The sequence below is a fragment of the Stenotrophomonas sp. 22385 genome (genome assembly GCF_052045085.1).
Classification (GTDB): Bacteria; Pseudomonadota; Gammaproteobacteria; order Xanthomonadales; family Xanthomonadaceae; genus Stenotrophomonas.
In genome coordinates this window covers 94,700-118,323 of sequence record NZ_JBQEOG010000009.1, presented here as the reverse complement: position 1 = coordinate 118,323, position 23,624 = coordinate 94,700, and the positions used below count along the sequence as shown (strand labels likewise).

At 66.7% G+C, this 23,624-nt stretch carries 19 protein-coding genes; 13 read left to right on the top strand and 6 right to left on the bottom strand.

Annotated features, from left to right (window positions below; translation table 11 throughout):
• The first annotated feature begins 85 nt into the window (after window positions 1-85).
• Window positions 86-3,913 (top strand): LamG-like jellyroll fold domain-containing protein, encoded by a 3,828-nt coding sequence (locus tag ACTJI4_RS16100; RefSeq protein WP_440869923.1) that lies wholly within the window; start codon window positions 86-88, stop codon window positions 3,911-3,913.
• Between the two features lie 4 nt (window positions 3,914-3,917).
• Here ACTJI4_RS16100 and ACTJI4_RS16095 read toward each other — a convergent pair whose 3' ends face one another.
• Complete coding sequence (locus tag ACTJI4_RS16095; protein WP_440869922.1) at window positions 3,918-4,757, bottom strand: PhzF family phenazine biosynthesis protein; 840 nt, start codon at window positions 4,755-4,757, stop codon at window positions 3,918-3,920.
• A 191-nt stretch (window positions 4,758-4,948) separates the two neighbouring features.
• On the opposite strand from ACTJI4_RS16095, the gene ACTJI4_RS16090 reads away from it, so the two are divergent.
• Window positions 4,949-5,311, top strand: coding sequence for a hypothetical protein (locus tag ACTJI4_RS16090; protein ID WP_440869921.1), 363 nt, complete (start codon window positions 4,949-4,951; stop codon window positions 5,309-5,311).
• Here ACTJI4_RS16090 and ACTJI4_RS16085 read toward each other — a convergent pair whose 3' ends face one another.
• From ACTJI4_RS16085 to ACTJI4_RS16075, 3 genes are all read right to left on the bottom strand, one after another.
• Complete coding sequence (locus ACTJI4_RS16085; protein ID WP_440869920.1) at window positions 5,312-5,902, bottom strand: cysteine dioxygenase; 591 nt, start codon at window positions 5,900-5,902, stop codon at window positions 5,312-5,314.
• A gap of 161 nt (window positions 5,903-6,063) precedes the next feature.
• The gene (locus tag ACTJI4_RS16080; RefSeq protein ID WP_440869919.1) at window positions 6,064-7,686 is read right to left on the bottom strand and encodes a carboxylesterase/lipase family protein; all 1,623 of its coding nucleotides are present in this window, start codon (window positions 7,684-7,686) and stop codon (window positions 6,064-6,066) included.
• On the bottom strand, window positions 7,683-8,672 hold the full coding sequence (locus ACTJI4_RS16075; protein WP_440869918.1) for an alpha/beta hydrolase: 990 nt from the start codon (window positions 8,670-8,672) through the stop codon (window positions 7,683-7,685). Before ACTJI4_RS16075 ends, ACTJI4_RS16080 begins: the two co-directional genes overlap by 4 nt.
• 169 nt (window positions 8,673-8,841) lie before the next feature.
• On the opposite strand from ACTJI4_RS16075, the gene ACTJI4_RS16070 reads away from it, so the two are divergent.
• The 9 genes from ACTJI4_RS16070 (at window position 8,842) to ACTJI4_RS16030 (ending at window position 18,373) form a co-directional block, all read left to right on the top strand.
• Entirely contained in the window at window positions 8,842-9,663 is an 822-nt protein-coding gene (locus ACTJI4_RS16070) for a 2-keto-4-pentenoate hydratase (protein ID WP_440869917.1), read from the top strand.
• 37 nt (window positions 9,664-9,700) lie between these two features.
• On the top strand, window positions 9,701-10,705 hold the full coding sequence (locus tag ACTJI4_RS16065) for a TRAP transporter substrate-binding protein (protein WP_440869916.1): 1,005 nt from the start codon (window positions 9,701-9,703) through the stop codon (window positions 10,703-10,705).
• An 11-nt stretch (window positions 10,706-10,716) separates the two neighbouring features.
• A complete protein-coding gene (locus ACTJI4_RS16060; RefSeq protein ID WP_440869915.1) occupies window positions 10,717-11,250 on the top strand; it encodes a TRAP transporter small permease in 534 nt (177 codons plus the stop codon).
• 3 nt (window positions 11,251-11,253) lie between these two features.
• Entirely contained in the window at window positions 11,254-12,537 is a 1,284-nt protein-coding gene (locus ACTJI4_RS16055; protein ID WP_392923166.1) for a TRAP transporter large permease, read from the top strand.
• A gap of 72 nt (window positions 12,538-12,609) precedes the next feature.
• Entirely contained in the window at window positions 12,610-14,193 is a 1,584-nt protein-coding gene (locus ACTJI4_RS16050) for a family 43 glycosylhydrolase (RefSeq protein ID WP_440869914.1), read from the top strand.
• Window positions 14,194-14,234: 41 nt separating this feature from the next.
• Window positions 14,235-15,293, top strand: a complete 1,059-nt coding sequence (locus ACTJI4_RS16045; RefSeq protein WP_093535383.1) for a LacI family DNA-binding transcriptional regulator — start codon at window positions 14,235-14,237, stop codon at window positions 15,291-15,293.
• Between the two features lie 211 nt (window positions 15,294-15,504).
• Window positions 15,505-16,353: a 5-dehydro-4-deoxy-D-glucuronate isomerase gene (gene kduI / locus ACTJI4_RS16040; protein ID WP_392923172.1), complete on the top strand. Its 849-nt coding sequence runs from the start codon at window positions 15,505-15,507 to the stop codon at window positions 16,351-16,353.
• A gap of 33 nt (window positions 16,354-16,386) precedes the next feature.
• Window positions 16,387-17,142 carry a 2-dehydro-3-deoxy-D-gluconate 5-dehydrogenase KduD gene (gene kduD / locus ACTJI4_RS16035; RefSeq protein WP_392923174.1) on the top strand — a complete coding sequence of 252 codons (756 nt, stop codon included), beginning with the start codon at window positions 16,387-16,389 and terminating at the stop codon, window positions 17,140-17,142.
• 124 nt (window positions 17,143-17,266) lie between these two features.
• A complete protein-coding gene (locus ACTJI4_RS16030; protein ID WP_440869913.1) occupies window positions 17,267-18,373 on the top strand; it encodes a GDSL-type esterase/lipase family protein in 1,107 nt (368 codons plus the stop codon).
• A gap of 102 nt (window positions 18,374-18,475) precedes the next feature.
• Here the strand turns inward: ACTJI4_RS16030 and phhA are convergent, their stop codons facing one another.
• Complete coding sequence (gene phhA, locus ACTJI4_RS16025; protein WP_440869912.1) at window positions 18,476-19,372, bottom strand: phenylalanine 4-monooxygenase; 897 nt, start codon at window positions 19,370-19,372, stop codon at window positions 18,476-18,478.
• Between the two features lie 127 nt (window positions 19,373-19,499).
• Between phhA and ACTJI4_RS16020 the strand changes: the two genes are divergently transcribed.
• On the top strand, window positions 19,500-19,982 hold the full coding sequence (locus ACTJI4_RS16020) for an Lrp/AsnC family transcriptional regulator (protein ID WP_392923182.1): 483 nt from the start codon (window positions 19,500-19,502) through the stop codon (window positions 19,980-19,982).
• A gap of 6 nt (window positions 19,983-19,988) precedes the next feature.
• Here ACTJI4_RS16020 and ACTJI4_RS16015 read toward each other — a convergent pair whose 3' ends face one another.
• Window positions 19,989-20,981 (bottom strand): patatin-like phospholipase family protein, encoded by a 993-nt coding sequence (locus ACTJI4_RS16015; RefSeq protein WP_392923185.1) that lies wholly within the window; start codon window positions 20,979-20,981, stop codon window positions 19,989-19,991.
• A 344-nt stretch (window positions 20,982-21,325) separates the two neighbouring features.
• Between ACTJI4_RS16015 and ACTJI4_RS16010 the strand changes: the two genes are divergently transcribed.
• The gene (locus ACTJI4_RS16010) at window positions 21,326-23,593 is read left to right on the top strand and encodes a TonB-dependent receptor (RefSeq protein WP_392923188.1); all 2,268 of its coding nucleotides are present in this window, start codon (window positions 21,326-21,328) and stop codon (window positions 23,591-23,593) included.
• Window positions 23,594-23,624: the final 31 nt, after the last annotated feature.

Genomic DNA, 23,624 nt, shown 5'->3' with positions numbered 1-23,624 from the left:
CCGCACCGCGTCCCCTTTGCTAGTTTCTGACGGCCTTGCGTTGGCATTGCGGCCGTGGCGTCTCGCTGTGGAAAGGAAAGGTCACATGCTGCTTTGTGTTGATGATGGGATTGCGAGGGCCGGCCAACGGACGTCGCTACCAAGGGCCGTCGCGCTGGCGTTGATGATGATGGCCGGTGCTGCTTCGGCGCAGACGGCGCCAGAGCTGCTCTTCCATGTGTCGGCCGACAGGGGCTTTACCGCCGACACCGCACACGGCGACGCCATTCCGAATTTCCAGGACAAGGTCAAACGCGTGCCCGATGGCGAACACGGTTCGGCCATCCAGTGGGAAGACGATGGCGTGCTGTCCTGGAATGCCCCGGGCAACATCCAGGCCCAACGCGGTACCCTTGGTTTTTACTGGCGCCCCCGCTACGCGGTGGGTGAAGCGCCGTTCGTGATCTTCCGGGTCGGCTATGCCGACCACAGCAGCTGGGACATGGCTTGGCTGCGCATCGACTGGAACGGCCACGGCTTCGATGCCTTCGTGACCGATGCCAACCTGGCGCGCACCCGCGTGTCATTCAAGCTCGACCAGAATCCGTCACCCCGGCAGTGGCAGCACATCGCCTTCGGCTGGGATGAGAACCACGGCGTGCGACTGTATGTGGACGGCAAGGAGGTCGCCCGGCAGGAGACCACCGCCGACTACGATGCCGCCCTGGACCAGCTCGGCCTCGCCGGCCGCGTGATGGCGCCGTACCAGGTGCAGAGCCGCTACAACTTCCTGCGCGGCAGCGATATCGACGAGATCCGGGTGTACGACCAGCTGTTGGACGCCGCCGGCATGGCCGCCTTGGCGGCGAACAAGGCACCGACCACCGCCGTCGCCGATTCCGGCGCGATGCGCGCCTGGAACCACCGCTTCGGCTGGGACAGCGTCGCGCCGCCCGCGTTGGCCAGCCCGACCACCACCTTCCGCAAGATCGAGTTCGCCGACACCAAAGACCACAAGCAGTGGATGTGGAAGGCGACCGACGGTATCGCCGAGACCACCTGGCCCGGCGTGTACAACCGTTCGCGCCTGCCCGGGCGCAATGATTACTTCCAGCTGCCGGACTGGAACACGTACGTCGAAGGCGGGCAGCAGCTCGACCTGACCCTGCCGGCGGGCGCGACCGTCAACCGCATCGAAGTGCGCGGTGCGGCGTTCGGCTCGCTCAGCCACAGCAACGGCGACGGTGCTGCAACGACCCTGCTGCATCGCCCGCAGGGCGTGGTGCGCAGCGTGGACGACATTCCGGCGCAGACCGGCGGCGTGCTGCATTTCCACAACACCGCGCAGGAAACCCCCATCCAGGAGATCTGGGCCTACCAGGTCAGCGATGCGGCCGAGCCCGACGGCACGGTCAAGCAGCGCTACCGGGTGGACAGCCAGGCGCTGCCCGATTACCTCAACATCACTACGCTGCGCGAGTACATCGATGGCCGCTACCCGGTCGCCGAGCGCAGCACGGTGATGGCGCTGCCCAAGGGTGCGGGCTCACGCCGCCGCAACGCGGAGACGCTGCCGGCCAACCCGCTGCCGATCGTGCACGTGCTGGTGCCCTCGGGCGTGGGCGACGCCCCCGCAGCACAGCCGCTGATCCGCAGTTGGGCACACAGCTGGGAAAACATGTACGACGGGCTGGACGGTGTGGCCATCGACCTGCCAGCGCTGAACCTGCCGGCCGTGCGCGATGGGCTGATTCCGCTCAACATCCGCATCAAGGACCCGATCTGGCCGGCGCGTGACATGATCGACGTGTCGGTGTCGGTGAAGCCGAACGAGAAGCGCACGCTGTGGCTGGACCTGCGCGACCGCATCCTCACCGCCGACAGCCTGTGGATCAGCATCGCCTCGGGCGCGCCGGGCTTCAACGCGGCCTCGCTGGATGGCGCGGAGATCCGCATGGTCTACAAGGCGCGTGCGGAAGCGAAGAAAGAACACGTGGCCGACCGCTTCAACCAGGCCCGCGACAACTGGGGCTTCCTGGTCGAAGAGCACACCACCTCCAAGCGCCAGCGCCTGTATGCGCGCGTGTACGCGGACCTGACCGACCTGCTGCGGGTCGACCCCGACCACGAACTGGGCCGGCTGTACTGGAACTACATCAGCTACAACAGCCAGGGCAAACCGCCGTTCACCCAGCCCGAAGCGCCGAAGGGCGTGCCGCTGTGGGCGTTCCGCCAGACCGAAGACCTGAAGTACGTGCGCCGCTTCGTGGACTGGTGGATCGACAACCGCCAGATCGCCTACGGCGACTTTGGCGGCGGCATTTCCGATGACACCGACCTGACCCAGCAGTGGCCGGGGCTGGCCCTGATGGGCGTGGAGCCGGAGCGACTGAACCGCTCGCTCACCGCGCTGTCCGATGCGGTGTACCGCAACGGCATGTTCTCCAATGGCTTGAGCACCATCGAAACCGATGAGCTGCACGCCTACGAGGAAGGCATCAACGCCAACAGCGCCATGCTGTACCTCAACTGGGGCGACCCGCTCACGGTGGAGCGCCTGATGGAAACGGTGAAGGCGTTCGACGAGCGCATCATCCTGCCCAACCCGCAGGGCCACCTGCTGTTCTCCAGCAACTGGTTCGGCGGCAACAAGGTCTACCGCGAGCCGAACTGGCAGTGGCAGAAGCCGTATTCGTTCCCGGCGCTGCACCCGGCGTTCCTGATCGGCCAGTACAACGCCGACCCGACCGGCCGCAAGCTGGTCACCGGGCTGGCCGACAGCTACCTGGCCCACGCCTACACCGACGACAAGGGTCGCTGGGCGCTGCCCAACGAGATCAACTGGGCCACGGGCAAGGTGCGTGGCGGCGAGCTCAACAACGGCTCGGGTGGTGGCGATGTGATGCACACGTTCTGGGCGGCATGGCGCTGGAGCGGCGACGACAAATACCTGAAGGCGCTGGACTACCGCGTAGAGCGCGGCGGCCCAGGCGCGCTGGCCAACCTGGGCGAGAACTACGTCGAGGTCCTGGGCAAAGCGGCCGCCTGGAACCCGACCCTGGTGGCCGATGCTGACGCAGGCAACACCGGGTTCTCCAGCCTGATGGCGTGGCAGTCCACCGGCGACAAGAAATACCTGGAAGCGCTGCACGCCGATGGCATCCAGGCGAAGGCGCAGCGCGAGTACATGAACACCGAAGGTCATTGGTGGTCGGACCGGGTGGAAGCACCGAGTGAGTTCCTGCAGCGGGCACGCCTGGGCGGTATTGCGCTCAAGCGCAACCAGAGCTGGCCAGGGCATACGGTAAGCTGGCGTTTCGCCCAGCCCGATGCAGCCGAGCAGGTCGCACTGCTGGTGCATGCGCCGTCGACCGAGCGCTTCAAGGTGATTGCGTACAACACCGGCAAGCGCGCGGTGGATGCGCAGATGAGCACGTGGAATGTCACCGCCGGGACCTGGCGGATGACCAGTGGGGTGGACCGGGATGGGGATGACCGGATCGACGGCAGGGCCGATGTGCGCGAGGTGACGCTGGAGCGCAGCGCCTCCATTCCGCTGCGGTTCGCGCCGGGACAGGCGCAGGTGGTGGAGTTCGAGCTGATCCGGGCGGGCACGCCGGTGGAGCAGCGGCCGGATCTGGGGGTAGGCCGCGGTGATGTGCGCGTGGATGGACGGCAGGTGCATGTGACCGTGCACAGCCTGGGGCATGTGGGCACGCCGTTGGGGACGGTGGTGCTGGAAGACGCGGGCGGGCGCGAGCTGGCACGGATCCAGGTTCCAGCGATGGCGTCGCCCACCGACCTGGTGCCGAAGACCACCACGGTGGCATTGCCGCTGCCGGCCGGTAGCCGCAGCGGGTTGAAGGTGCGGGTGATGCTGGCCGATGGCGGCGCCGAAGTGACCCAGCTCAACAATGTGGTGGCGGTCGAGTGACCGCCTACAACCTCACCGACCCCTCGATACACGTCACGCACGCACCCCCGATCCACAACGCATCCCCCACCCGTTCCACCTGCACGCGCCCGGCACGGCCCAACACTGTGCCTTGGCTGATCACATACCGCTCCGGCGCGCCAACCTCGCGCACCAACCACCGCGCGATGCCTGCATTGAGGCTCCCGGTCACCGGATCCTCTGGCGCGGCCTCCCCGGCAATGAACGCGCGCGATTCAAATGCCGCATCCACCGCGTCGCCCTCGCCGCATGCGGCGAACGCGCCCACCATCAATCCATCCAACGCCGCATAGTCCGGCCGTAACGCCAACACGGCCGCGCGGCTGCGTAACCGCAACGCAAGCCACGGCGGCCCGTTGTCCACCCACTGCGCATCCAGCAGGTCATCAACGGCCACCCCCAACCCGGCTCTCACCCGTTCGCGTAGCGCAGGCTCCAACGGCCCGTCGCGCTGCAACGGCGGGGCTTCAAACGCCAGCCCGGATGCATCGTGGCGGATCCGCACCAGTCCAATCCCGCACTGCTGCACGATCTCCCCATCTTTCGGCACGCCACCCTTTGCCAGCCACGCATGGCAGCTGCCCAGCGTGGGATGCCCGGCGAACGGCAATTCCCCCAGCGTGGTGAAGATCCGCACCCGGTAATCGGCCCGCGGGTCGTCCGGCTTGGAGACAAACGTCGTCTCGCTCAGGTTGGTCCAGCGCGCGAAGGCGGCCATGCGTGCATCGGTCAAGCCATCGGCATCCAGAACCACGGCCAACGGATTGCCCAGCAGCGGGTCGGTACTGAAGACGTTGACCTGCAGGAAGGGACGGGAGGTCACGGCGGCGGCTCCTTCGGGAGATGGGAACATGCAGGCATCCTGACCCGCGACGCGGTTCAGCGCTACCGGTTGCAGTGAACCGCGCATCAAATCTAGGATTTTTTTCAACGCATCACCCCAACGGCCGCAGATAGCATCTGGTCGTCATCGCCACGCCGATGCCCAGCGCCACCTCTCTTGGGGGAAACACTATGAACACCAACGTCGCCGACCTCGATGAGGCGGTGCGGAGCGGGGTACGTCCGCGGGTACATGCTGACGTTTCTGGCGCACCTGGCGGTTGGCGCATTCGGGAGTACGAGGACGGCGGTGTGGACCACGTTGAAGTGCGCGATGGCACTGGGCGGGTCCAGCTGGTGATCGCGCATGCGGCCGGCGTCTTCTGGGCGTTGCACGTGGGGTTTCCCACGGCGCGGGTGTCGTTGCCGAACTGGCCGTTGAAGCTGCCTGAGGGCGCCGGATCCACCGAGGTCTACGCCGGTGCCGGCTTCTCGTTGACGCGCTTCAGCAACGGCGACGAAGCGATCTGGTGCATCCAACCCAACGGTGCCTGACTACGCCGCGTCGGTTTCCATTTCCTTCAACCTGCGCTCGTACCAGCCGTCGTGGCCGGGCTCGAAGATCGCGCTGCGGGTCATTTCGCCCTGGTAGACATGCACGGAGATGGCCAGCCGTTCGTCGCTGGTGTTGCGGATGGTGTGGTATTCGTGCGGTGGGATCAGGCTGCCTGCGCTGCCGCAGTCGCCGATCACTGCCGGTTCGGGCTGGAAGCGGAAGCGCTCGCCGCGACGTTCCAGCAGCCGGTACTGGGTGACTTCCAGCTGCCCCAGCCACACGCCTTCCACGCACCACAGGCCGCTGTGGTCGTGCAGCGGCGTGCCCTGCCCCGGCGCCCAGCTCATCGCCACGATGCTGTAGCCGTGGGCGGCGCTGCGGTACAGCTCGCGGCGGGCGTAATGGTCGCGGATAGGGCGGTGCACGCAGGCCGGCAGTTGGATGCGGCTGTCGGCAATGGCCTCGCACAGCGCGCCACGCAACGTTCTGGCGATCTGCTGTGGATCGTCATGCTGCACGGCATGATCGATGGCGGCTATCAATCGATCGCGGCCATGGAACGGCGGAAAGGGATCGCAAAGGTCCTGCATGTCCCCAGTCTAGGCGATGGAGGTTAAGGACATGTTTGATCTGAATCACGGCTGATGAATGCGTATTGGCCGAAAATCTATCAAATTTCGTTGTTTGGTTGGTGCTGCCTATCGTTGTTCGGAGCGGGGCCGGGTGTGCGCGGGGCACGCGTGGCGTGTCGCTACATCGTGCCCCGTTGTACGAAGGGGGCTTGCTGGTACAGGCGCCGCTCGCCGCCACGCGGGTCGTCAGCGAGCTGTGGTGGCGCGTTGAACAGCATGGTCTGGCGACGACCAAGGGTGTATTGCTCCCACTGCGGGAGACTGGCGTGGTTGGGGTCGCCGGTGCGGGCAAAAGCGATCAAGGCATTGCTCATCGCTGCCGCCATGCGCTGTGCGTCGGCTCCGTCGCCGGTACGCGACCCCTCTGCGCGGATGTTGTCGAACACCAGCGGGATATCGAGGGTGTGGAAGGCACCCAGCCTGCCGCCGTCCAGCGGTGAACCCCAATCCAGCTGGTAGGCCCAGGTGGGTGCGCCCTGCCGCGCCCGGGCTTCCAGTTCCTCCACCGCGCCGCGCCAGGAACGGCCGGCGGTGGTGGCGGCGAAGAAGACCTCCGAAGGCGTGTACTGCGGATACAGGCGCCGATACTCGGCAATCACGGCCGATGGCAGCAGATCGACGAACTGTTCCTTTTCAAGCTTCGCCGGCAGGGTGTCCCAGGTCAGCGCGAAGTTGGCTGGGTCGTGGCCCAGGAACGCGCGCGTTTCGTCGTGGGTGTTGCCGATCACCATCGGGATTCCGGCGGACTGCTGGGGCGCCTGCGGCCAGAACGGGTGTGCCGGCAGCGCGCCGCCATCGACCACGGGCCCGAAGTACAGGCTGGTGTTCTCCACCCGCGACGGGTCGCGCGCGCGGGTGGCCGCCAGCAACGCCGGCACCGGCAGCGCCAGCAGGGCCTCCACATCCTGTGCGCCCACCGCCTGCATGGCGATCTGCGCGCGCTGGGTGGCCGCGCGCGGGCCGGCGGCGGTGACCTGCTGCCCGCTCATGGTCCAGGCGCGCTGGAACAGGCCGCGCGCGGCGGGCATGGCCATCAGCGTGGCGATCTTGGCGCCTCCGCCGGACTGGCCGAACACGGTGATGTTGCCGGCGTCGCCGCCGAATTCGTGCGCATGCTCGCGCACCCACTGCAGCGCCTGGACCAGATCGAGCTGGCCGACATTACCGGAGGCGGCGAAGCGCGCATCGCCGAGCTGCGCCAGGTACAGGTACCCGAACACGTTGAGCCGGTGGTTGACGGTGACCACCACCACATCGCCACGCCGGCACAGCGCGCTGCCGTCGTATTGCGGGTCGCTGCCGGAGCCGTTGTTGTAGGCGCCGCCGTGGATGTAGAACAGGATCGGACGGCGCGCGCCGTCGCGCAGTGCCGGGGTCCATACGTTGAGGAACAGGCAGTCCTCGCTGCCGGGGCCGTCGTTGCCACCCTGCGGTGCAGAGGCGCCGTAGGCCAGCGCATCGCGCACGCCGTGCCACGGCAGCTCGGGCAGCGCCGGCTGGAAACGGCGGGCGGCGGTGTCCGCGCCATAGGGCACGCCAAGGAAACGGTGCACGCCCTGGTCATACCGGCCACGCAGGCGGCCGCCGCGCACCTTCACCAGTGAGGCGGTGGGGGTGGTGCGGGTGGACCCGCTTGCCAGCGACGACACCAGCGGCAACGGGGCGGCCGCCAGCAACATCGCGTAGCGCGCGCTGTCGCGCAGGAAGCGGCGGCGCTGCAGGTCCGCAGTCGTGACGGTCATGGCGTCTTCTCCGCGCCCTGCCCCTGCCCCTGCCCCTGCATCCAGCGCAACGCCAGTGCGGGCCACTGTGCCGCAGGTGCACCGGTCGGCAGGCGCACGCCGAAGCCATGCGCGCCGTGCGCGAACAGATGCATCTCGGTGGGCACGCCTGCCGCCAGCAGCGCCTGGTAATACAGCAGGCTGTTGTGCACGGAGACCACGGCGTCGTCCTGCGCGTGGACCAGGAAGGTAGGCGGGGTCTGCACGCTGACCTGCGCCTGCATCGAATACTGCTGCTCCAGCGCGGGCGTGGGGCGTTCGCCCAACAGCCGGGTACGCGAGCCGCTGTGCGCATGCCGGCCCATGTCGATCACCGGGTACAGCAGCAGCGCGAAATCCGGGCGCGCGCTGAGCGCATCGGTGGCATCCCCGATGCCCGGCAAGGCGGTGGCGTAGCCGTTGCTCAGCCGCGCAGCAACATGGCCGCCGGCGGAAAAGCCGATCACGCCGACCCGTTGCGGATCCAGCTGCCACTTCGCCGCGCCGGCGCGGATCACCCGCATCGCGCGCTGTGCATCGGCCAGTGCGGCGTGACGGTCCGCGCGCCCGGCGGGCAGCCGGTAGCGCAGCACGAACAGGGTGACCCCAGCCTGCTCCACGAAGGCCGGCACAAGCGCGGTGCCTTCCTTGTCCAGGACGATGCGCTGGTAGCCGCCACCGGGTATGACCAGCAGGGCGGTGCCGTTGGGTCTGGCCGGGCGGTAGGCGACCAGGTACGGCGCGCTGACGTTGTCGATGTAGCGGTCCGGCAGCGCGCTGTCGCGGCTGCGCTCGATCACATTGGGAACGGTGGCGAAGGTGGACTCACCAGGCACCTTGCCGGAGGGCCAGAGCGCGATGCGGGTGGGTGCGCCCGGGGCGGGCTCGCTCTGCGGCACCGGGCGTTCGGCGGCCTGGGCCGGCGTCGGGGCAACGGCGGCCAGCAGGCAGCTGGCCAGCAGGGACATCAACACAGCACAACGCATCCGCGGCAGTCCTCTCAGGGTGGGCAAACGGTAGCGTGCCGGGCCTGTGCACGTTCTGATGCGGTGCACATTGCCAATGACACCGGTTTACCATATACAGCTCATCCAAGTGCTGTCGATGGGCAGTGCAACAAATCACCGGGAGACCCGCTTGAGCAACGATCAAGGCAAACAGGACCTGCCAGAACAGGGGTTGGGCGGCATCGCCCACGCGTTCGTCACGGCCCGCCAGCAGGGCCGTTCCCTGCCGGATTTTCCCGGAACCATCCCGGAAGACCTGGTCACCGCTTACCAGGTGCAGGATCAGGCGATCGCGCTCTGGAATGATGAGGTAGTGGGCTGGAAGGTCGGCTACATCGCAGCCGAGCGCCGCGACAGCTCCGGCGACGACCGCCTGCTGGGCCCGATTTTCTCTCAGCGGCTCTGGAATGCTACCGGTGGAACAGTGGACATTCCGGTGTTCGTCGGCGGCTTCGGCGCGGTCGAAGCGGAGTACGTGATCCAGCTCCAGCAGGACGCCCCGGCCGACAAGCTGCACTGGACCGCCGAAGAGGCTGAAGCCCTGCCCGCCAAGCTGTTCATCGGCGTGGAAGTGGCCAGCAGCCCGCTGGCCACGATCAACGTGCTGGGCCCGCGCGTGGTGGTGTCGGACTTCGGCAACAACAACGGCCTGGTGCTGGGCCCGGAGATTGCGGACTGGACCCGGCTGGACGATGCCGACCTGCGCGCCGAAACCCGCATCGAAGGCGAAGTGGTAGGCACCGGTGGCGCCACCCTGCTGCCGGGTGGCCTGCGCACCGCCTATGCCTTCGCACTGGCCCGTTCGGCCCAGCGCGGGCGCCCGCTGAAGGCCGGCGACCTGATCGCCAGTGGCAATGCCACCGGTATCCATGACATCGCCGTAGGCCAACAGGCACTGATCCGTTTCGCCGGTTACGGCGACATTACCTGCAGGGCCATCGCCGCCGGGTAACCGTGCGGCCATGGCGAGTACGCTTGGGAGGGCGCAGATGATTACTCGCAGAAGTTTCCTTGCCACCAGTCTGGGTGCGCTCAGCGTGCCCGTGCTGTCGGCCTGTTCCGGCCCAGGCAGTAGCGCGCCCGACGGCGCGCGGCTGCTGACCGCCACCGATGTGCACGTGGCCGACTACCCCACCGTGACCGCGGTGAAGTGGATCGGCCAGCAGCTGGAAGAAAAAACCGGTGGCCGCCTCAGGCTGCGCCAGTACCATTCCGGCCAGCTGGGCCGCGAATCCGAAGCGATCGACATGGCCCGCTTCGGCGCCATCGACATCACCCGTGTGTACTCGGGTGCGCTCAACAACGCGTTCCCGTTGACCCAGGCGCTGTGCCTGCCCTACGTGTTCGAATCGGTGGCGCACATGCGCCGCGCGTTGGACGCGGGCGTGGCCGACACGGTGCTGCGTGGCTTTGAACACCGCGACCTGGTGGGCCTGGCCATCTACGATTCCGGCGCGCGCTGCTTCTACAACACCAAGCACCCGATCGTTGAACCCAACGACCTGCACGGCCTGAAGCTGCGCGTGGCCTCCTCGGACATCTTCATCCAGCTGATGCGCCTGCTCGGCGCCAACCCGACGCCGATGTCGCTGGGCGACACGTTCTCGGGCATGGAAACGCACATGATCGACGGCGCGGAAAACAACATGCGCAGCTTCCATTCCAGCCGCCACTTCGAGGCCGCGCGCTACTGGTCGCAGAGCGATCATTCGTATGCGCCGGACGTGCTGCTAATGTCGCGCCGCAGCTTCGAATCACTCAGCCCCGAAGACCGCCAGCTGCTGCTGCAGACCGCGCGTGAATCGGTGGGCGTGATGCGCCAGCAATGGGATGCCTCGGAAAGCAAGGCCCGCCAGGCCGTGGCCGACTTCGGCATCCAGTTCAACGAGGTCGACATGCCGGCCTTCCGCAAGGCCGCCGACCCGCTGCTGCAGCAGTACCTGCAGCAGCCGGAACTGGCCGCGCTCACCCGTCGCATCCGCGACTTCGCCTGAGGCCCGCCGCGATGTCCGATACGCGTTCTGAAAGCACCCTCGACCTGCGTTCGGCGCCACAACGCGCGCTGGACCGGATTGCCGACGTCACCATCCACATCGCCGTGCTCGCCCTGCTCGGGCTGGTAGTGGTGCAGGGCTGGCAGGTCTTTGCCCGCTATGTCATCAATGATTCGCCCAGCTGGACCGAGCCGGTGACGCTGCTGCTGCTGGCCACGGCAATGAGTCTGGGTGCAGCCACCGGCGTGCACACCCGCCGACACTTCGGCTTCTTTCTGCTGGCTGCGCACATGGCCCCGGCCGTCCGCCGTGCGGTGGATGTGTTCGCGTCGCTGGTGGTGGCGGTACTGGGCGTGGTGATCGCCTGGTGGGCCGCCGTGCTGCTGCTGGACGGGCTGGACATCAAGACTGCTGGTGCCAACCTGCCGCAGAGCATCAACTACCTGCCGCTGTCCATTGGTGGTGCGTTGATGGCAGTGTTCGCGCTGAACCAGATGGTGCAGGCCGTGCAACCGGCTGCCACCGACGCAGAAGGAGACCGCTGAGTCATGGGTATTACGATTCTTTTCACCGTATTCGCCGTCCTGCTGCTGCTGGGGGTACCGGTAGCCTATGCGCTGGCTGCGGCCGCGCTGGCCACGTTGTGGTACCTCGACCTGCCGACGCTGGTGTTGGTGCAGCAGATCTCGGCCGGTACCGGTTCGGCCTCGCTGATCGCCATTCCGCTTTTCATCTTCGCCGGCGAAATCATGATGCGCGGCGGGATTTCCGAACGGTTGATCTCGCTCGCCTCCTCGCTGGTGGGGCGCCTGCGTGGCGGCCTCGGCCAGGTGTCGATCCTGTCCTCACTGTTCTTCGGTGGCGTGTCCGGCTCGGCAATCGCCGACGTGTCCGCCGTCGGTGGCACCATGATTCCGCAGATGGTCAAGCGCGGTTACGACCGTGATTTCGCGGTGAACGTGAGCATCACCGCCGCGCTGGTGGCATTGCTGGTGCCGCCGTCCCACAACCTGATCCTGTTCTCGGCCGCCGCCGGTGGTGGCCTCTCCATCGCCGACTTGTTCGCGGCCGGCATCGTCCCGGCACTGCTGATGACCGTCACCCTGATGGTCACCGGCTACGTGGTCGCGCGCCGCCGCGGCTATGGCGTGGAAGTGTTCCCGGGCTGGCGCGCGGTGACGCTGCGGCTGGTGTCGGCCTTGCCCGGGCTTGGGCTGGTGGCGCTGATCTTCGTTGGCATCCGTGCCGGCATCTTCACGGCTGTGGAGAGCGCGGCCATCGCCGTGGTCTATGCGCTGGTGGTGACAACGGTGCTGTACCGGCAGCTCAACTGGCGCGAGTTCATGGGCACGGTGACCCATGCCGCACGCAGCACCGGTGTGATCCTGTTCGTGATCGCCACTGCGGCGGTGTTTGGCTGGCTGCTGGCGTTCCTGCAGGTACCGGCGGCGGCGGTGGACTTCCTGCAGTCCTTCGCGCACAGCCAGTTCATGGTGCTGCTCATGATCGTGGTGATGCTGCTGCTGCTGGGTACCTTCATGGACCTGGCGCCCATGATCCTGATCTGCACGCCGATCTTCCTGCCGGTGGCCAAGGCCTACGGGATCGACCCGATCCACTTCGGGCTGGTGCTGGTGCTGACCGGTGGACTGGGCCTGGTGACCCCGCCGGTGGGCTCGGTGCTGTTCATCGGCACGGCGATCGGAAAAATCAGCGTGGGCGAGAGCATGCGTTCGATCTGGCCGTTCTGGTTCGCCGCCCTGGCCGTGCTGTTCATCGTGACTTTCTTCCCGCAGCTGTCGCTGTGGTTGCCGGCGTTGCTGCGCGCGTGACCGCGCCGCGCCAATGCTGACGTGGACCCGTCCTGCCGGGACGGGTCCGGCATCCTACAAGGGAGATTTTCCATGCGCATGAAGAATCTGCTGGCCGGGCTGGCCACCGCTGGGCTGTTGCTGGCCGCACCGCTGCACGCCGCGGAAGCGCCCGCCCCGACCTGGAAGCGTGGCATCGAAAACCAGCGCCAGGCCGACCTGGGCGATGGCACCTTCCTCAACCCCGTGTTTGCCGGCGACCGCCCGGATCCATCGGTGCTGAAAGATGGCGACGACTATTACCTCACGCTGTCCTCGTTCGACGCCTACCCGGGCCTGCCGATCTGGCACTCGCGCGACCTGGTGAACTGGCAGCCGTTGGGCCATGCCATCACGAAGAACGTAGGGGCGATCTGGGCGCCGGACATCGTCAAGCACCAAGGCCGCTACTTCATCTACTTCCCGGCACGCACCGGCGAGACCCGCAGCAACTTCGTGGTGTGGTCCGACAGCATCCGCGGGCCCTGGAGCGAGCCGATCGACATCGGCCTGGGCGGCTACATCGACCCGGGCCACGCGGTGGGGGAAGACGGCAAGCGCTACCTGTTCCTCAGCGGCGGCGCATACGTGCAGCTGGCCGACGATGGCCTGAGCGTGGTGGGCAAACCCAGACACGTCTACGACGGCTGGAAATACCCGGAAAGCTGGGATGTGGAGGCTTACGCGCAGGAAGGCCCGAAGATCAACTTCCACAACGGCTGGTACTACATGACCACTGCCGTGGGCGGTACCGCCGGCCCGCCGACCGGGCACATGGTGATTACCGCGCGCTCGCGCTCGATCCACGGGCCGTGGGTGAACGCACCAAACAACCCGATCACCCGCACGAAGTCCGCCAGCGAGCCGTGGTGGTCGCGCGGCCATGCCACCGTGGTGGAAGGCACCGACGGGCGCTGGTGGATGATCTACCACGGCTACGAGAACGGCTATTGGACACTGGGCCGCCAGGCGCTGCTGGAGCCGATCGAGTGGACCGACGACGGCTGGTTCGTGGCCAAGGGCGGCGATCTCGGCCAGCCGCTGGCCAAGCCTTCGGGCGAGTCGGTCGGCCCGCACGGCATGGCGCTGTCGGACGACTTCACGGGCAAGACCCTGGGCGCACAGTGGTCGTTCTTCAACCCGGCCCAGGACGAATACAAGCGGCTCGCCTTCGGTGCCAACGGGCTGACCGTGCAGGGCAAGGGCGACACCCCGAAGGACAGCTCGCCGCTGACCGCCATCGCCGGCGACCAGGCCTACCAGTTCGAGGTCGAAATGGACATCGCGCCCGGCGCGGTGGGCGGTGCCCTGCTCTTCTACAGCGACCGGCTGTATGTGGGCGTGGGCAGCAACGGCGAGAAGTTCATCATGCACCGCTACGGCGAGGAGCGCCCCACCCGGCTGGCCCCCAGTGCCAAAGGCGGCAAGCTGTGGCTGCGGGTGACCAACAACCGGCACATCGTGACCTTCCATTCCAGCACCGACGGCAGAACCTGGCAGAAGTACCCGGTTCAGATGGAAGTCTCCGGCTACCATCACAATGTGGCCGGGAAGTTCCTCGCCCTGAAGCCGGCACTGTACGCTGCCGGCGACGGCAAGGTGACCTTCCGCCAGTTCCGCTACCGCGCCCTTGATTGAGGGCGCCGGTAGACTCCATCGACCTCTCATGGTTTGAACACATGTCACTGCGCAGCAAGACCGACCCGTCACCGCACGGGTTGACCAAGGGCAAGGCCGCCACGATCAATGACATCGCGCGGCTGTCGGGTGTATCCAAGAAAACGGTTTCTCGGATCATCAACAACTCGCCACTGGTGCGCAAGGACACCCGTGAGAAGGTGGAAACGCTGATGCGCGAGGTGGGTTACACCCCCGACCCGCTGGCGCGCGGGCTGGCCTTCCGCCGCTCCTTCCTGATCGGCATGGTCTACGACAACCCCACCGCGCAGTACATCGTGGACATGCAGTACGGCGCGCTGGACGCGCTGCGTGGCTCCAGCTTCGAACTGGTGGTGCACCCGTGTGATTCGCGCAGCCCCGGTTACATCGAAGGCGTGCGCCGCTTCGTGCAGCAGCAGAAGCTGCATGGGGTGATCCTGGTGCCACGCGCCTCAGAAGACCAGGCACTGGTGGACATGCTGGATGAGATCGGCTGCCGCTTCACCCGCATCGCCGCGCTGCCGCTGGACGACACCTCGCAGATGGTGGTCACCCACGACCGTGACGGCGCCGCCGAAGCGGCCGATTACCTGCTGTCACTGGGCCACCGCGACATCGCGCTGGTCACCGGCCCCAGTGCCTACCGTTCGGCGCACGAGCGCACCGCCGGCTTCATCGATGCCCTCGCCCAGCGCGGGATCGAGCTGCCGCCCGGGCGCATCGTGGAAGCCGGTTATACCTTCGAATCCGGTGTGGCCGCTGCCGAAAAGCTGCTGCTGGGCAAGCAGCGCCCGACCGCGATCTTCACCGGCAACGATGAAATGGCTGCCGGTATCTACAAGGTGGCGCTGCGCGCGGGCATCAACATTCCGCGCCAGCTTTCGATCATCGGCTACGACGACAGCCCGCTGGCCTCGCGGCTGTGGCCGTCGCTGACCTCGGTGCGCCGCCACACCCGCGACACCGGCCGCACCGCCGCGGCGATGCTGGTCCAGCCCGACGGGCAGGCGGCACTGCAGATTGCCAGCGTGCGGCCGCACCTGATCGTGCGCGATTCGTGCCAACCGCCGGAAGATTGAGTGAGCGATGCCGGTCACGACCAACGGTCGTGACCTACCGGCAAGCCAAGCCCCCCGTTCGCCCCGGACATGATTTCACCCGGTAGCCCACGACCGTTGGTCGTGTTCCCACCGATCCCGCAATGCAAAATGACACCGGTTTCCTGCTTGGCTAGAATGGAGGAAATCGCGCCGGGACCGCCCGTCGGCCCACCCCTGCTCTGGAGACGCCATGTACTGCAAGACCCACTACGCCACCCATCCCGACGCCATCAAGGGCGCCAGCAACGACGACCTGCGCGAGCTGTACCTGCTCGACGGCCTGTTCAATGCCGACGCGGTGACCCTGAAGTACACCCACTACGAGCGCTTCGTGCTCGGCGGTGCGGCCCCGGTGAAGGGTCCGGTGGCCCTGCCCAGGCAGACCGAACCGGCTTCGGCCGCCGGCCACGCGTTCCTGGAGCGCCGTGAGCTGGGCGTGATCAACGTCGGCGCCGGCAGTGGCACCGTCACCGTCGATGGCACCGTCTACACGCTGGGCCCGAAGGATGGCCTGTACGTGGCCATGGGCAGCGAAGAGGTGGTGTTCGCCTCCGATGATGCCGCCACCCCGGCGCAGTTCTACCTGGCCTCGACCCCGGCGCACGCACGCTTCGAGACCAAGCAGCTGTCGATCAAGGATGCGGTTGCCCTGGAGCGTGGCGCGCTGGAAACCAGCAACGAGCGCACCATCTACCAGTACATCGTGCCGGCCACCTGCCAGTCCTCGCAGTTGCTGCTGGGCCTGACCGTGCTGAAGCCGGGCAGCGTCTGGAACACCATGCCGCCGCACCTGCACGACCGCCGCAGCGAGGTCTATTTCTACTTCGATCTGGGCCAGAACGATCGCGTGTACCACTTCATGGGCGAGCCGGACGCGCAGCGTCACATCGTGATCCAGAACAACGAAGCGGTGGTGTCCCCGCCGTGGTCGATCCACATGGGTGCCGGCACCAGCAACTACGCCTTCATCTGGGCGATGGGCGGCGAAAACCTGGATTACACCGACATGCACGTGCTGGACATCTGCCAGCTCAAGTAACCCACACCGCATTGGATAAGGACCGTAACCGCAATGGCTAATCCGTTCAGTCTGGAAGGCAAGGTCGCCCTCGTCACCGGTGGCAACACCGGCCTGGGGCAGGGCATCGCCGTGGCGCTGGCACAGGCCGGTGCCGACGTGGCCGTGGCCGGCATCGCGCCGCCCACCGAGACCATCGCCAGGATCACCGCGCTGGGCCGCCGCTGCCTGGCGGTGGAAGCAAACCTGATCAGCATCGAGCCGGTGGAGCGGGTGATCCGCGAAACCATCGAAGGGCTGGGTGGCCTGGATATCCTGGTCAACAACGCCGGCCTGATCCGCCGCGCCGATGCGGTGGACTTCAGCGAACAGGACTGGGACGACGTGATGAACGTCAACATCAAGTCCGCGTTCTTCATCTCGCAGGCGGCCGGTCGTCATTTCATCGCGCAGGGCCGCGGCAAGATCATCAACATCGCCTCGATGCTGTCCTTCCAGGGCGGGATCCGGGTGCCGTCGTACACCGCCAGCAAGAGCGGCATCGCCGGCATCACCCGCCTGTTGGCCAACGAGTGGGCCAACAAGGGCATCAACGTCAACGCGATCGCCCCGGGCTACATGGCCACCGACAACACCGCCGCGCTGCGCGCCGACGAGGACCGCAACAAGTCCATCCTCGACCGCATCCCGGCCGGCCGCTGGGGCACCCCGGAAGACCTCGCCGGTACGGCCGTGTTCCTGGCGTCGAGCGCGTCGGATTACGTCAATGGCTCGGTCATTCCCGTAGACGGTGGTTGGCTCGCCCGGTAACGCCAAGGTATCGACCAACGGTCGATACCTACCTCGCTTCATGCGCAGCGCCGGGCTCTGCCCGGCCCACGCAACCTGACATCATGCGACCGCCGGGCAGGGCCCGGCGCTACGGGGCACGAACATGCTGCGTTCTTCGTTGTTGCTGTCGTTGCTTTTCCTTGCGACCGCCGCGCACGCGGCGCCGCACCGCATCTTCATCGCCGGCGATTCCACCGCCGCCGGGTACGGCCCGGAACGCGCGCCGCAGGCCGGCTGGGGACAGACACTGCAGAGTTACCTGGACCCTGCTGTGTGGGAGGTGCGCAACCACGCCAAGGGCGGCCGCAGCGCGCGCAGCTTCATCGAGGAAAAGCGCCTCGACGCGATCGCCGCCGAGCTCCAACCGGGTGACGTGTTGCTGATCCAGTTCGGCCACAACGACGCCAAGTTCGAAGACCCCACCCGCTACGACGACCCGGACACCGCCTACCCGCAGTACCTGATGCGCTATGTGCAGCTGGCCCGCGACAAGCGCGCCACGCCGGTGTTGATCACTCCGGTGGCGAGGCTGCTGTACGACTTCGGTTCGCTGCTGGACACGCACGGGCTGTACACCCAGGCGGTGAAGCAGCTGGCCGCGCGCGAACAGGTGGCGCTGATCGACCTCAATGCCAGCTCCACCCGTTGGATCCGCGCGCTGGGCGAGCAGGGCGCCAAACCCTACTTCATGTTCGTACCCGAGCAGAACAAGGCCGACGGCACCCACTTCAGCACCGCCGGTGCCACCGCCGTGGCCTGCCTGGTACTGCGCGACTGGGTGGCGTTGACCCCCGAGCTGAAACCGGCCCTCAAGCGCGACATCGACTGCGACGTGGGCCAGCCCGCAGGGCAGGGCAGCGACCCGGCCAGGCCCTCGCGCGTGGTTCACGAGCGCGATATCGGCATTTCCCAGCCGGGCCCGCATGGCGGCGCCGGACCGACCACCGCCTACCCGTTCTTCGCCGACAACACAGACCTTCCGTTCGTGCTGCGCAAGCGCGTGCTGCACAAGGGCGCGGGCATCGGCCTGCACCCGCAGCACAAGGATGAGATCTATTACATCGTCAGCGGGCAGGGCAGCTACGTCCTCGATGGCAAGCAGTACGACGTGGCGGCCGGCGACGCCCTGCTGACCCGGGTGGGCAGCCTGCATGCGCTGCAGCAGCGCGGGGAGCAGGATCTGGTGGTGCTGTTGGCGTATCCGCGGTGAAGCCGGCCGGGCAGGGCCCGGCTCTACGCCGCACGACCAACGGTCGTGCGCTACCGCTCGGACCACCGGTAGGTCACGACCGTTGGTCGTGACGCTCCTGCCTCAAACGTCGCCGCCTTCGGCCCAGCCTTCGCCGGTGCCCTTCTGGAACACGCGGTCGCCTTCCTGCACCTCACCGGCCGGCAGGTGCTCCTGCGTTTCCAGCGCGGCGTAGATCGGGGTGAAGTCCGGTGCGGTCGCTTCCATCAACTGCTCGTAGCTGTCGATGACGAAGTAGGTCTTCTGGAAGGTGTCGATGCGGTAGCGGGTGCGCATGATGCGCTCCAGGTCGAACCCGATCCGGTTCGGCGCGGCCGATTCCAGCGAATACAGCGATTCGCCCTTGGACGACACGATGCCCGCGCCGTAGATGCGCAGTCCTTCGGGCGTGTTGATCAGGCCGAACTCTACCGTGTACCAGTACAGGCGGGTGAGGTGCTGCAGCGCTTCGGGGCCGATCGCGTGCGCCTTGACCCCGCCGCGGCCGTAGGCCGCCATGTAATCGGCGAACACCGGGTTCATCAGCAGCGGCACGTGCCCGAACAGGTCATGGAACATGTCCGGTTCGGCGATGTAGTCGATCTGGTCCGGGCGACGGATCCACCACGTGACCGGGAAACGGCGGTTGGCCAGGTGGTCGAAGAAATCCAGTTCCGGCAGCAGGCCTTCCACGCCGACCAGGGTCCAGCCGGTGGCGGCGCCCAGCACTTCGTTGAGCTGGTCGAAGCGCGGAATCATGTGCGCGTTCATGCCCATCTCGTCCTGCGCCTGCAGGAACTCCCTGCTGGCGCGGCCCACCAGCAGCTCACGCTGGCGCTGGTACAGCGTGCTCCAGGTGGCGTGGTCGTCGGCGGTGTAGCTTTCCCACGGCTGTTCCACCACGGCGGTGGTGTACACCGGCACGTAGCCCTTGTCGGTCTGCTGGTGTTCGACGCGGCGGGGGGCGGTGGCGGTTTCCATCGAGGTGGACTCCTGGGAAGTGACCCCTTGATGCTAGGGCAGGGCGCGCGCAAGAGGATTGCAAAGTTGCACGGATCTGCCGGTCTGGCGCAATATCGTTGCGTCCAATCAATGTTGCGGAGCAGCAATGTCCGGAGATGCCCAGTTCGACCGCACGGATCTGCGTCTCCTGGCAGAGATCCAGCAACATGGCCGCGCCACCAACGCCGAACTGGCGGCGCGGGTGAACCTGTCCCCGTCAGCCTGCCTGCGGCGGGTACAGCGGCTGGAGAGCGAGGGGGTCATCGCCGGCTACGGCGCGCGGCTGGACCCGCGCCGGATTGGGTTGGGGCTTCAGGCCTTCGTGCGCGTGCAGCTGGAAAAGCACGACCAGCACGCCATCGGCGTGTTCGCCGACAGCGTGGTGGACTGGGATGAAGTGGTGGCCTGCCATGCGCTGACCGGCGATATGGATTACCTGCTGCACATCTACGTGCGCGACCTGGAGCACTTCTCCAGCTTCCTGCTGGACAAGCTGCTCAATGCCGCAGGCGTGGCCGACGTGAATTCCAGTTTCGTGCTGCGCACGGTGAAGGACTTCAGGGCGTTACCGTTGTCTCAACTGGAATAACGCGGGTTACGCGCACTTTTCCTTGCGGCCCATCAGCTTGCCCACGCGCGAGGGCTCCTCGCACTTCGGCGGCGGCGGCGGGGCCAGCGCAGCGGCGCGGGCCTTCTGCAGCTGCTGGATCCTGGCGCGGATCTGCGGCATCGCGGCCATCGCGGCCTTCTCGCCCTCCAGGATCGCGTAGCCGCGCTGGCTGAAATCGGCCGCGCCGATGTCCAGCACCTTGGGGCGGATGATGATGTCGGCGCGCGCGAGCTCCTGCTCGCCCAGGCGCTGGCCCATGATCGAGATGGACTGGTTGACGATGCCCAGCATGCCGGTCGGCGATTTACCGCTGGCCTTGCTGGAAATATCCACGGCGATGACGAAGTCCGCGCCCAGCTGGCGCGCGGCATCCACCGGCACCGGGCTGACCACGCCGCCGTCGACGAACAGGTTGCTGCCGATCTTCACCGGTTCGAACACGCCCGGGATGCTGCTCGAGGCACGCACGGCCTGGCCCACGTTGCCACGCACGAACACCGCGCGGTCGCCGGTATCCAGGTTGGTGGCCACGGCGGCGAACGGCTTCTTCAGCTTTTCGGCCGGCTTGTTGTTCACCTGTGCGTTGACGTAATCCTGCAGCTTCTGGCCCTGCACCAGGCCGCCGGAGAACAGGCGCACGTCGCGGATGCTGGCCTCATCCAGGGCCACGGCCTTGGACTGCATCTGGAACGCATCCATGCCACTGGCATACAGCGCGCCGACCACGCTGCCGGCGCTGGTTCCGGATACCACGACCGGTTCGAAGCCATTGGCTTCCAGCATCTTGATCACGCCGATATGCGCAAAGCCCTTGGCCGCACCACCGCCGAGCGCGATGCCGATCTTCACCGGCTTGGCCGGCACCACCGTGGTGGCCACCGGCGGCGGGGTCGGGCGAACGGCTTCACCGCCGCAACCAGCCAGCAGGCCGAGCAGGGCAACGGACAGCGTGAGACGGGTGCGGCGGAAGGCGGTCATGGGCGTGGCGAAATGTGAATGGGCGATAGCATACCGGTAGTGCCGGGCCATGGCGGGCGATCTCGCGCCTGGTGGTTATGCGAGGTTGCCTGTCGGTCCACGTGCCTGGCGGAGGTGCCAGCCACGCTGGTAGAGCAGCACTGCAGCATCCGCGTGGCGCCAGCAGGGCCTGGCTGAAGACATTCATCCTGGCACAGGGAGGGGCGAGGGCGCGGCCAAGTGCCTTCACATCTGCGCTCCCGGATCTTGGTAATGAGTGACCTGCAATTGCGACGCTGTTGTTGTACTGCAACAATTGTCTGGTAGCGCCGGTCCACCACCCTTCCCAACACAGCCTAATCGCCATGTTCCCGAACCGCACTGCCCACGGCCGTACTCCGTCCGTGCATCCCCTCGTTGTCGCGCTTGCCGCCCTGCTGCCGTTGACGGCCGCAGCCCAGGACGCCCCTGCCACCAAGGATCCGGTAGCCCTCGACACCCTGCAGGTCACGGCCCAGCGCCGCGTCGAAAACGCCAAGGACGTGCCGGTCTCGATCTCGGCCATCCAGGGCGAAAAGCTCGACGTGCTTGGTTCGGCCGGCGACGACATCCGCTTCCTGTCGGCCCGCGTGCCGAGCCTGAACATCGAATCGTCCTACGGTCGTGCCTTCCCGCGCTTCTACATCCGCGGCCTGGGCAACACCGATTTCGATCTCAATGCCTCGCAGCCGGTGTCGCTGGTGTATGACGATGTGGTGCAGGAGAGCCCGCTGCTGAAGGGCTTCCCGCTGTTCGACCTTGCCGGCGTGGAAGTACTGCGCGGCCCGCAGGGCACGCTGTTCGGGCGCAACACGCCGGCCGGCGTGGTGAAGTTCGATTCGGCCCGTCCGTCGCAGGATGCCGATGGTTACGTCAAGGTCTCCTACGGCACCTACGACACCTGGAACACCCAGGCCGCCTACGGTGGGCCGTTGACCGACCGTTGGTCCGCGCGCGTGTCGGCGCTGTACCAGCGCCGCGACAACTACGTGGACAACACCCGCCCGAACGCACCGGCGGAAGGCTTCGAAGGCTACGACGAAGCCGCGGGCCGCGTGCAGTTCCTGTACGAAGGCGACGAGTTCGAAGCGCTGTTCAACCTGCACAAGCGCAAGCTCAACGGCACCGCGCGCCTGTTCCGCGCCAACATCATCCAACCGGGCAGCAATGCGCTGGTGGAAAACTTCGACCGCGACAAGGTCTCCAACGACGGCGAGAACTTCTCCGAGCTGGAAACCTGGGGCGGCAGCGCGCGCCTGCAGTGGAACCTGGGCGGCGTGACGCTGCACTCGATCACCGGCTATGAAACCGCCGAATCGCTCAACCATGGCGATATCGACGGTGGTTACGGCGCCAGCTTCCTGGGCGCGGGCAACTACGGCCCGGGCTTCATTCCGTTCCCGTCCGAATCGGCCGACGGCCTGCCGCACCACCGCCAGTGGACCCAGGAATTCCGCGTGGAATCCAACGAATGGGGCCGCTTCGACTGGCAGGCGGGCGTGTTCTACTTCGATGAAGACGTCACCATCGACAGCTTCAACTACGACTCGCTGACCCCGGGCAACCCGCAGACCGGTCACGCCGTGCAGAGCCAGCGCAACAAGGCGTGGGCGGCATTCGCTTCCGGCGACTTCGACGTCACCGACAAGTTCAAGCTGCGCGGCGGCGTGCGCTACACGCAGGACAAGAAGGACTTCACCGCCAGCGTGCTGCAGGCGGTGCCGGGCGGTACCCCGGTCAGCGGCCCGTACGTGGCCAACACCGACGTCGACGATGTCAGCTGGGACCTGAGCGGTGTGTACCAGGTCACCGACAACTTCAACGCGTATGCACGTGTAGCCAAGGGTTTCCGCGCGCCGTCGATCCAGGGCCGGCTGGCCTTTGGTGGCGTGTCGCAGGCCGATTCGGAAAAGGTGATTTCCTATGAGATCGGGGTCAAGGCCGACCTCTTCGATCGCCGCGCGCGCCTGGGCTTCAACATCTTCCGCTACAACGTCGATGGCCAGCAGCTGATCGCAGTGGGCGGCAGCAACAACACCGCCACCCTGCTCAACGCGGACAAGACCATCGGCCAGGGCGCGGAGCTGGACTTCGAAGCCTACCTGACCGACCACGTGCTGCTGACCCTGGGCAGCAGCTACAACGACACCGAGATCAAGGACCGCGACCTGGCGGTGGCGATCTGCGGTGGCGGCTGCACCATCACCGACCCGACCACGGTGATCAACGGGGGCACCTACGCGCTGGTCAACGGCAACCCGTTGCCGCAGGCGCCGAAGTGGATCCACAACCTGACGCTGCGCGCCGGCTTCCCGCTCAACGATGCCAGCGAACTCTACGTCTACACCGACTGGGCCTACCGCAGCCCGGTGAACTTCTTCCTGTACGAGTCGCCGGAATTCCGCAGCCGCTCGTCGCTGGAAGGCGGCCTGCGCCTGGGTTACAACTGGGACTATGGCCAGTACGACGTTGCGGTGTTCGGTCGCAACCTGACCAACCAGACCCGCGTGGTGGGTGCGATCGACTTCAACAACCTGACCGGCTTCCTCAACGAGCCGCGTACGTTTGGCGTGGAGTTCACCGCGAAGTTCTGATGGTGCGGATGACGGGTTGAATCAACAACGG